This window comes from Dokdonella sp. (assembly GCF_036518555.1).
Lineage (GTDB): Bacteria > Pseudomonadota > Gammaproteobacteria > Xanthomonadales > Rhodanobacteraceae > Dokdonella_A.
The window spans coordinates 1-9,802 of sequence record NZ_DATDMY010000050.1; the positions used below are offsets into that span (position 1 = coordinate 1).

9 protein-coding genes and 1 pseudogene are annotated in these 9,802 nt (G+C 68.6%); 5 read left to right on the forward strand and 5 right to left on the reverse strand.

Features of this window, described 5'->3' with window-relative positions:
* The 4 genes and pseudogenes from mtgA to VI238_RS03150 all read left to right on the forward strand — a co-directional run.
* Positions 1-116, forward strand: a pseudogene (gene mtgA, locus VI238_RS03135) (monofunctional biosynthetic peptidoglycan transglycosylase); the annotation flags it as partial.
* 82 nt (positions 117-198) lie between these two features.
* Positions 199-1,131 (forward strand): glycosyltransferase family 2 protein, encoded by a 933-nt coding sequence (locus VI238_RS03140; protein WP_331648353.1) that lies wholly within the window; start codon positions 199-201, stop codon positions 1,129-1,131.
* Between the two features lie 31 nt (positions 1,132-1,162).
* A complete protein-coding gene (locus tag VI238_RS03145) occupies positions 1,163-4,162 on the forward strand; it encodes a DUF11 domain-containing protein (RefSeq protein ID WP_331648355.1) in 3,000 nt (999 codons plus the stop codon).
* A 122-nt stretch (positions 4,163-4,284) separates the two neighbouring features.
* On the forward strand, positions 4,285-4,713 hold the full coding sequence (locus tag VI238_RS03150; protein ID WP_331648358.1) for a CBS domain-containing protein: 429 nt from the start codon (positions 4,285-4,287) through the stop codon (positions 4,711-4,713).
* Between the two features lie 70 nt (positions 4,714-4,783).
* On the opposite strand, the gene maiA is transcribed toward VI238_RS03150, so the two are convergent.
* The 5 genes from maiA to hppD are packed head-to-tail and all read right to left on the reverse strand — an operon-like array spanning position 4,784 to position 9,491.
* Positions 4,784-5,446, reverse strand: coding sequence for a maleylacetoacetate isomerase (gene maiA, locus VI238_RS03155; RefSeq protein ID WP_331648360.1), 663 nt, complete (start codon positions 5,444-5,446; stop codon positions 4,784-4,786).
* 35 nt (positions 5,447-5,481) lie between these two features.
* Positions 5,482-6,474, reverse strand: coding sequence for a fumarylacetoacetate hydrolase family protein (locus VI238_RS03160; RefSeq protein WP_331648362.1), 993 nt, complete (start codon positions 6,472-6,474; stop codon positions 5,482-5,484).
* Positions 6,471-7,028: a hypothetical protein gene (locus VI238_RS03165; protein WP_331648364.1), complete on the reverse strand. Its 558-nt coding sequence runs from the start codon at positions 7,026-7,028 to the stop codon at positions 6,471-6,473. The genes VI238_RS03160 and VI238_RS03165 overlap by 4 nt, the downstream gene beginning before the upstream one ends.
* Positions 7,029-7,060: 32 nt before the next feature.
* Positions 7,061-8,353: a homogentisate 1,2-dioxygenase gene (gene hmgA / locus VI238_RS03170; protein ID WP_331648366.1), complete on the reverse strand. Its 1,293-nt coding sequence runs from the start codon at positions 8,351-8,353 to the stop codon at positions 7,061-7,063.
* A 52-nt stretch (positions 8,354-8,405) separates the two neighbouring features.
* Entirely contained in the window at positions 8,406-9,491 is a 1,086-nt protein-coding gene (gene hppD / locus VI238_RS03175) for a 4-hydroxyphenylpyruvate dioxygenase (RefSeq protein ID WP_331648368.1), read from the reverse strand.
* A 69-nt stretch (positions 9,492-9,560) separates the two neighbouring features.
* Here hppD and VI238_RS03180 point away from each other — a divergent pair.
* A partial coding sequence (locus VI238_RS03180) for a helix-turn-helix domain-containing protein (protein WP_331648370.1) occupies positions 9,561-9,802 on the forward strand: 242 nt, incomplete at its 3' end.

Genomic DNA, 9,802 nt, shown 5'->3' on the forward strand with positions numbered 1-9,802 from the left:
TGCCGAACCCGACGCGCTTCCACGTCGAGCGGCCGAGCGCTTACGTGTCGAGGCGCGCGGCATGGATCCAGCGCCAGGCGGCGCAGCTCGGGGGCGCGTCCTACCTGCCGCGCTGAACGAAGCGTCGCGCGTCATCCGGCGGGCAGCGCAGTCCGCTAGCATTCCGACGTTCGCCTCCTCGAAGTCCACGGTATCGCCATGCCCAAGCTCACCGTCGTCGTGCCCGCCTACAACGAGAGCGAGGGCCTGCGCGATTTCCACGCGCGCGTCGCCGCGGTGCTCGACCGCCTCGATCTCGAGGCGGAAGTGCTGTACGTGGACGACGGCAGCCGCGACGACACCTACGCGGTGATGTGCGCGCTGCGCGCGCAGGACCCGCGCGTGTCGACGCTCAAGCTGTCGCGCAACTTCGGCAAGGAACTCGCGCTGACCGCCGGGCTCGACCACGTCGACGCGGACGCGGCGGTCGTCATCGACGCCGACCTGCAGGATCCGCCCGAACTGATCCCGACGTTCGTCCAGCACTGGCGCGAGGGCTACGACGTCGTTTACGGCACGCGCGCGTCGCGCGCGGGCGAAACCGGCTTCAAGAAGATGACCGCATCGGGTTTCTATCGCGTCATGGAGCGCCTGTCGTCGACGCCGATCCCGCGCGACACGGGCGACTTCCGCCTGCTGTCGCGGCGCGCGCTCGACGCGCTCAAGCAGGTGCGCGAACGCCAGCGCTTCATGAAAGGGCTGTTCACCTGGGTCGGGTTCCGCCAGTTGTCCGTCGTCTACCACCGCGATCCGCGCCACGCGGGCGAAACGAAATGGAACTACTGGAAACTCTGGAACTTCGCGATCGACGGCATCACGTCGTTCTCGGGGGCGCCGCTCAAGCTCGCGACCTACGTCGGCCTCGTCGCAGCGCTCGTCGCGTTCGGCTTCGCCCTGTGGGTGCTCGGCAAGGCGCTGCTGTTCGGCGATCCCGTGCGCGGCTATCCGTCGCTGATGGTCGTCGTGCTGTTCCTAGGCGGCGTGCAGCTGATGGCGCTGGGCGTGATCGGCGAATACCTTGGACGTCTATACGTCGAATCCAAGCAGCGTCCGCTGTATCTCGTAGACGAGTATCATCCGCCGGTTGGCTGACGTCCCGATCGGCCTGCGGGGAGAGCGTTCGATGAGGAAGGGGTACGCGTGGCTGGGCGCCGCGGTCGCGGCGGTGGGCCTGTACGTCGGCTATGCCCGGCTCGCCGAGAGGCCGGCGCTCCATGGCGAGTCCGAGGAACGCGACGAGGGCCGTTCGCCGAGCGAAGGCGACTACTGGGCGATCCGCGTCGGTTATGGCGGCGATGCGCAGCACCTGCGCTTCGAACCCGCGTGGCTGCTCGCATCGGCGCGCCAGGACAAGGCGATTGCGGCGGGCGTCCCGGCCGGCAAGAAGACCTATCGCCCGTCCGCGGACAAGGCCGTCGCACTCGACCCCAACGCGTTCACCCTGCTCGGTCCGCAGCCGCTCACGGGCGAGGGATTCGGCGCCGATCGCGCGGCCGGCCGCACCAACGTGATCGTGAGCGACCCGGACAACCCCGCGGTCGCGTGGCTCGGCTCCGACGGCGGCGGCGTCTGGAAGACGACGAATTGCTGCACCGCGGACACGACCTGGACCGTCAAGACCGATTTCCCCGAAGTCGCGAGCATGGCGATCGGGGACATCACGATGGACCCGTCCAACCATGACGTGCTCTACGCGGGCACGGGCGACCTGCGCTACGGATCGATGTCGTTCGGCGCCGCCGGCCTGCTCAAGAGCACGGACCGCGGCGAAACCTGGCAGTTGCTCGGTGCCGACGTGTTCAACCCGATGTACGGCCCTTCCGCGGGCAGCTTCCCGCAGTATCAGGCGATCGGCAAGGTCGTCGTCGACCCGAACGATTCTGACAACGTCGTCGTCGGCACCAAGACCGGCCTCTACTTCTCCAACAATGCGGGCGTCGACTGGACCGGCCCGTGCTACACGAATGCGTTCACGAGCGGTGCGGGCGAGCAGCGCCAGGACATGACCGGCCTGCTCGCCGTGAACCGCGGCGGTACGACGTACCTGTACGCGGCGGTCGGCACGCGCGGGATTCCGACGCCGGTGCAGCCGAACCTCGGCAAGAACGGCGCGAACGGCGTCTATCGCGCGACGATGCCCGCATCCGGCTGCCCCGCGGTCGGCGACTGGACGCTGCTCGCGAGCGGCTTCCCGGCCGGCACCGGCAACGGCACGGCGAACACGAGCCGCGGCCGCCTCGAGATCGCGGTCGCGCCGAGCGATCCGCTCACGCTCTACGCGATGTTCTCGAACGTGACCGGCAGCGGCATCCTCGGCGTCTGGAAGACGACCAATGGCGGCGACGCCTGGACCCAGGTCGGAACGCCTAGCGGCGCGGGTACGCAGATGTGGTACGACGCCGGCCTCAAGGTGTCGCCGACCGACCCGAACGTCCTGTTCGTCAATTCGGTCGACCTGTTCCGCTCGAGCAACGGCGGCAGCTCGTACGTGAACCTGACCCAGGCCTACGGCGGCGGCCCGGTGCATCCGGACAACCACGCGACCGCGATCGTCGGCAATGACGCCAACCACGTGCTCAACGGCAACGACGGCGGCGTGTACTACGTCGACAACGCCCTGACCGCGACCAGTGCGTTCAACGCGAACTGGACCGATCTCAACAAGCAGCTGCCGACGATCGAGATCTACCACGGCGACATCACCGCCGGCTTCGCGACCTCGTCCAACGCAGGCGCGACCGCGGGTTTCCAGGACAACGGCAGCGCATCGGTCGTGTTCGCCGGCGCACCCGGCGCGGCGGCGTGGGAATCGACCAACGGCGGCGACGGCATCGTCTCGCGCATCGAACCCGTGCTCGGCCAGTACTGGTACACGTCGATCTACTACGCCGACCTCTACGTCAGCACGACCGGCCCGTTCGGCAACCAGCAATCGGCCTCCGGCAACTGGGGCAGCGACCGCGCCAGTTTCTTCACGCCGTTCGACCTGTACCGCTACGGCGAACTCGACGCACCGGGCAGCGCCTGCACGAGCGCAGCGGGCTGCAAGCACATCATCCTCGGCACGCAGCGGGTCTGGGAGTCGCTGAGCGGAGGGCTGCCGACGAGTTCGTGGAGCGCGAAGACCGGCGACCTGACCAAGAACAACCTCATCGTCGGATCGGACAACCGCTCCTACATCAACCAGATCCACTACTCGGTGAGCGATCCGACCGTCGCGATCGCGGGCACCAACGACGGCAACGTGCAGTACGTGTTCGGGCTCGGCGCCGCGGGTGCGGCGACCGCGGTCAACGTCACGGGCGGCAACACGGTGCTGCCGAACCGGCCGATCCTCGACGTCGCGACCGACCCGCACAACCCGCTGGTCGGCTACGCCGCGGTCGGCGGCTTCGCCGCGAACACCGCCGCGACGCCGGGCCACGTGTTCCGCGTCACCTGCACCGCGCAGTGCGCGAGCTTCACCTGGGTCGACAAGAGCGGCAACCTGCCGGACATCCCGGCCAACGCGGTCATCGCCAATCCGCACAACGCGAACCAGGTGTTCGTCGGCATGGACTGGGGCCTCTACTACACCGACGACATCAGCGCCGCGTCGCCCGTGTGGCAGCGCTTCGAGGGCCTGCCGCACGTGATGGTGTGGAGCCTCAACATCGACCGCGGTTTCACCACGCTCGCTGCATTCACGCGCTCGCGTGGCGCCTGGGCGTGGCCGCTGCCGACGACGGGTGGCGGCGCCGACCTCGCGGTCACGATCACGCCGCCGCCGGTCGTGCAGCCGGGCCTGCAGCAGCGCTACACGGTCACCGTGACCAACAATGGTCCCGACGACGCCGCGAACGTGCAGCTCGACAGCCCGATGCCGGCCGGCATCGCGTTCCACCACAACAGCGGCGACTGCACGACCGGCTATCCGTGCGCGTTCCCGAGCGTGCCCGCGGGCCAGACGCGCACGGTGACGACCGACGTCTGCGTGCCGCGCAGCTACGTGGCGCCGGATCCGGTGTCGTTCACCGCGACCGCGAACTCCGCGACGGCCGATCCCGCTTCGACGAACAACAGTGCGAACATCACGGCTCCGCTCGTGTCGTCGCCGTTCGCCGACGGGTTCGACTGCGGCTGAGGCTCCGTCGACGTGCCGGCATCGACCGATGCCGGCACGTGCTGCGCGGCGGCGAGCGGCCGCCGCGCTCCGGCGCTAGACTCCGTCCGCGGCCGCGATGCCGCGCTCGAGCGGAGGCGTACATGCTCCAGGTCAAGCATCTCCTCGCGGACAAGGGCGATCGCATCTACACGGTCGGCCCCGACGAGCCCGTGCTCGCCGCGATCCGCACGATGGCCGATCGCTACGTAGGCGCGCTGCTCGTCATGCGCGGCGACGAACTCGTCGGCATCGTTTCCGAGCGCGATTATGCGCGCAAGGTGATCCTCAAGGGCCGCTCTTCGAGCGACACCCCCGTGCGCGACATCATGACGTCGCCGGTGATCACGGTGAATCCGAGCGACACTGTGGACACCTGCATGCGCCTGTGCACCGACAGCCGCGTGCGCCACCTGCCCGTCGTCGAAGGCACGAGGGTCGTCGGCGTCGTCTCGATCGGTGACCTCGTCAAGGCCGTGATCAGCGAACAGGGCGAGCAGATCGAGCAGTTGCAGCGCTACATCGCCGGATGACCGGCGCGCCGGCCTCGCACACGGGCCCGCCGCTGCGGCGTCGCTCGACGCGACGATCGCACTCGGGTGTTCACGCCGCGCCGGGCTGGTTCTCGGGTTTGGCCGCCTCGAATTCGGGCATCGCGAGGCAACGGTCGTTGATCGCGGCGAGCGTCGGGTAAGGGGAAAGGTCGACGCCGAAGCGTTTCGCGTTGTAGACCTGCGGCACGAGGCAGGCGTCGGCGAGGCCCGGCGTGTCGCCGTGGCAGAACTCGCCGGTCGCGACGTCGCAGACGAGGATCGCCTCGAAGGCGCGGAAGCCGAGTTCGATCCAGTGCTTCGTCCAGCGTTCGCGCGCGGCCGCGTCGACGCCGAGGTCGCGCTCGAGGTACTGCATCACGCGCAGGTTGTTGAGCGGGTGCACGTCGCAGGCGATGAGCTGCGCGAGGCCGCGCACGTGCGCGCGGTCGCGCGGCAGGGCCGGCAGCAACGGATACTCCTGGTTCACGTCGTCGAGGTATTCGATGATCGCCATCGACTGGCGGATCACGCGCTGGCCGTCGACGAGCACGGGCACCGATTCCTGCGGATTGAGTTCGCGGTAGGCGGGTGCGTGCTGCTCGCCGCCGTCGTTGAGGAGGTGCACCGGCTTCGTCGTATACGCAAGCCGCTTGAGGTTCAGTGCGATGCGCACGCGGTAGCACGCACTCGAACGCCAGTAGTCGTACAGCGTGAGATCCGTGTGAGTCGTCATGCCAGCGCTCCCCCGCACCGCCGCCCTGCCGCGCCTCAGCCGCGCGGCGCCTGCCGCGTGACCACCTGCTCGATCGCGCCGAACACGCTCCTGCCGGCCGCATCGGTGATTTCGATGCGTACCGTATCACCGAATTTGAGGAACGGCGTGCTCGGCTTGCCGTCGCGCAGGGTTTCGACCGTGCGCTGCTCGGCCAGGCATGAAGCGCCCTTGCCGGTATCCTCGTTGGCGATCGTGCCGGAACCGACGATCGTACCCGCGGCCAGTGGGCGCGTCTTCGCCGCATGCGCGATGAGGTCGGCGAAGCTGAACTGCATGTCGACGCCGGCCTCGGCCTCGCCGAACCACGCGCCGTTGATCCACGTGCGCATCGGCAGGTGCAACTTGTCGGCACGCCATGCGTCGCCGAGCTCGTCCGGAGTGACGAATACGGGCGACAGCGCCGAACGCGGCTTGGACTGAAGGAACCCGAAGCCCTTCGCGAGTTCGCCCGGGATCAGCCCGCGCAGCGAAACGTCGTTGACGAGCCCGACGAGCTGGATGTGCGCGGACGCCGACGCCGGCGACACGCCCATCGGCACGTCGTCGGTGACGACGACGACTTCGGCTTCGAGATCGATGCCCCATTCCTCGCTCGCGGCGAGGATCGGATCGCGCGGACCGTAGAACCCTGCGCTCGTCGCCTGGTACATGAGCGGGTCGACGTAGAAGCTCTCGGGCACTTCGGCGCCGCGCGCGCGGCGCACGCGCTCGACGTGCGGCAGGTAGGCCGAGCCATCGACGAATTCGTACGCGCGCGGCAATGGCGCAGCGAGCGCGGCCATGTCGAGCGCGAACGCGCCGGCCGCCGTGCCCGCTTCGAGTTCCGCGGCGAGCGCGTTCAGGCGCGGCGCCGCGTTCGGCCAGTCGTCGAGCGCGGCCTGCAGCGTCGGCGCGACCGTGCCCGCGCGCACCGCACGCGAAAGATCGCGGCTGACGACGACGAGCGTGCCGTCGCGGCCGCCTTCCTTGAGGGATCCGAGTTTCATGGGTCGTTCCGTTGTGTCGTGGCGGGGGCTCGGGGATCGGACGCCGCATCCGCGCGCGCGTCCGCGTAAGTATTCCACGCCCAGCCGACCAGCTGGGCTCCGGTGTGGACGAGGAACGCCGCCGCCGCGGGCGCGAGCAGCAGCACGAGGCCGAAGCGCACGCGCAGGCACGCGCCGCCGATCACGCGCGTGCGCCGCCATACGCGCGCGTCAGCGGGCGGCCAGCGGCCCGCTCGCAGCGCGCGCAATGCGACGAGCATCGCCCCGATGCAGGTCGCCGCCGCGAACGCGACCGCGGAACCGACGCCGACGCCGATCAGTACGGCCGCGCGTCGCAGCGCCTCGGCATGGTCCGTCTGCGCGAGCGCATCGATCGCCGCGCGCTCCGACCGCAGCCATGCATCCCACCCCCACAGGAGCAGCAGCGAAAGCGCGAGCCACGGCGCGAGCCGCAACAACCGTCGCCGGCGTTCGGCCGCGTGGATCGGTTCGACGTAGCCGAGGCGCGAGCAGGATGGCGCCAGATCGCGCGTCCAGATCGATCCCTGCTTCACGGCCTCCGCGCGCGCGCGACCCGTCGCTGCCGTCACGGCGTGAAATGCTTCCGCAGGCCGCTCCAGCACGCTTGGTAGTCGCGCTGCCGGTGCGCGGCGGCGAGCGCCTGCGCGGTCGGCCGGATCACCGCGCGCGTCTCGAACATGAAGGCCATCGTGTCCGTGATGTAGTCGGGCTTCGAGGTATCCGCCGCGCTCGCCTTCTCGAATGTCGCCGCGTCCGGCCCGTGACCGGTGAAGCTGTTGTGCAGCGAACATCCGCCGGGCGCGAAGCCTTCGGCCTTCGCGTCGTAAGCGCCGTGGACGAGGCCCATGAACTCGCTGGCGACGTTGCGGTGGAACCACGGTGGCCGGAACGTGTCCTGCGCGGCGAGGATGCGCGGCGGAAAGATCACGAAGTCCATGTTGCTGACGCCCTCGTGCTCGCCCGGCGAATGCAGCACGAGGAAGATCGAGGGATCGGGATGGTCGTAGCTGATCGAGCCGATCGTGTTGTGGCGGCGCAAGTCGTACTTGTACGGAACGTAGTTGCCGTGCCATCCGACGACGTCGCAGGGCGAATGGCCGATGGGCGCGCGCCACAGATGGCCCTGGAACTTCGCGACGAGTTCGAACCCGCCTTCGACGTCCTCGTACGCGGCCTGCGGCGCGAGGAAGTCGCGCGGATTGGCGAGGCCGTTGCTGCCGATCGGGCCGAGGTCGGGAAGCTTCAGCAGCGCGCCGAAGTTCTCGCAGACGTAGCCGCGCGCGACGCCGTCGGGCAATGCGACGCGGAAGCGCACGCCGCGCGGGATCACGAGGATCTCGTTCGGCACGACGTCGAGCACGCCGAGTTCGGTTTCGACGTGCAGGCCGCCCTGCTGCGGCACGATCAGCAGTTCGCCGTCGGCGTCGTAGAACCAGCGCCCCTGCATGTCGCGATTGGCCGCGTACAGGTGGATGCCGACGCCGCCCTGTGCGGCCGGCGATCCGTTGCCGGCCATCGTGTAGAGGCCTTCGACGAAATCGATCGGCTGCTGCGGCAGCGGCAACGGGCTCCAGCGCAACTGGTCCGGCGTGACCGGCCCGGCGCCGAAGTCGTTGTGGAAGGCCGGCTGCTCGAACGGCACGAACGTATCGTGCATCGCCGCCGGGCGGATGCGGTACAGCCAGCTGCGCCGATTCGCGTGCCGCGGAGCGGTGAATGCGGTCCCGGACAGCTGTTCGGCATACAGGCCATGCGCGACGCGCTGCGGCGAGTTGCGCCCGAGCGGCAGGGTGCCGGCGAGCGCCTCGGTCGCGAACTCGTTGCCGAAACCGGATTGGTAGCCGTTGCTCTCGATCACGTTGACATCCTGTGCTTCAGGGCCGCTTTTCCGTTCGACGAGGGCTCGGCGTTTACAGCACGCCGCGCTTCATCTGGTCGCGTTCGATCGACTCGAACAGCGCCTGGAAGTTGCCCTCGCCGAAGCCCTCGTTGCCCTTGCGCTGGATGATCTCGAAGAAGATCGGGCCGATCGCGTTCCGCGTGAAGATCTGCAGCAGCTTGCGCTGCTTCGTCTCGGGATCGGCGTCGATGAGGATCTTGTTCTTCGCCAGGCGCGGCACGTCCTCGCCATGGTTCGGGATGCGCACGTCGATGACGTCGAAGTACGTGTCCGGCGTGTCGAGGAACTCCACGCCGGCTTCGCGCATCCGCTCGACCGTCGAGTAGATGTCGTCGGTGAAGCAGGCGATGTGCTGGATGCCTTCGCCGTGGTACGCGTCCAGGTACTCGTTGATCTGCGACTTCGGATCGCTCGACTCGTTGAGCGGGATGCGCACGATGCCGTCCGGCGCGGTCATCGCCTTCGACACCAGGCCGGTCTTCGCGCCCTTGATGTCGAAGTAGCGGATCTCGCGGAAGTTGAACAGTCGCTCGTAGTAGTCCGACCACTTCTGCATGTTGCCGAAGTAGAGGTTGTGCGTGAGATGGTCGATGAAGGTGAGGCCGAAACCGGCGGGATCGCGCTCGGCGCCCTCGATCGCGACGAAGTCCTTCGCGTACACGTCGCCCACGCGCGGCACGAGGTAGAGCATGCAGTCGCCGATGCCCTTGACCACGGGCGCGTCGACCGCGCGCGTCGCCGCCTTGTGCGCGACGCGCTCGCCGCAATTGGCGATCACCGCCTGCTCGACCTCGGCGACCGGCTTGCTGAAGCGGATCGCGAAACCGCACGCGCACGGCCCGTGCTGCGCGGCGAAGTCGGCGGCGAACGAGTCCGGATCCTCGTTGACGAGGAAATTGACGCCGTTCTGCCGATACACGGTGATCGCGCGCGAGCGGTGCTTCAGCACCGCGGTGAAACCCATGCGCTTGAACAACGCGTGCAGCTCGCCGGCGCGGCCGGCCGGCGCGGCGAATTCGACGAACTCGAAGCCGTCGATGCCCATCGGGTTGTCGAACGTCGTGACCTGCATGCCGAGGTTGGGTTGGGCGTTCATGACGGCCTCCGGTACCAGAAGCATGCTACGATAGTTTCATCTGAAACTTAATTCAAGCGGCACCGCCACATGGCCGATCATGCCCCGCTCGAACTCGAGCGATTCCTGCCGTACCGGCTGTCGATCCTGTCGAACCGGGTCAGCCAGGCGATCGCGCGCGAGTACCAGGACCGCTTCGACCTCTCGATGACGGAGTGGCGCGTGATGGCCGTGCTCGCCCGCTACGACGGCCACGGGCTGTCGGCGAGCGAGGTCGCCGCGCGCACGGAGATGGACAAGGTCGCGGTCAGTCGCGCGCTGACCCGGCTGGT

What these genes read in the sequence shown, in the direction of transcription:
- VI238_RS03140 (WP_331648353.1), top strand. Translation starts at nt 199, where the DNA reads ATGCCCAAGCTCACCGTCGTCGTGCCCGCCTACAACGAGAGCGAGGGC.
- VI238_RS03145 (WP_331648355.1), top strand. Translation starts at nt 1,163, where the DNA reads ATGAGGAAGGGGTACGCGTGGCTGGGCGCCGCGGTCGCGGCGGTGGGC.
- VI238_RS03150 (WP_331648358.1), top strand. Translation starts at nt 4,285, where the DNA reads ATGCTCCAGGTCAAGCATCTCCTCGCGGACAAGGGCGATCGCATCTAC.
- maiA (WP_331648360.1), bottom strand. Translation starts at nt 5,446, where the DNA reads ATGACGACTCACACGGATCTCACGCTGTACGACTACTGGCGTTCGAGT.
- VI238_RS03160 (WP_331648362.1), bottom strand. Translation starts at nt 6,474, where the DNA reads ATGAAACTCGGATCCCTCAAGGAAGGCGGCCGCGACGGCACGCTCGTC.
- hppD (WP_331648368.1), bottom strand. Translation starts at nt 9,491, where the DNA reads ATGAACGCCCAACCCAACCTCGGCATGCAGGTCACGACGTTCGACAAC.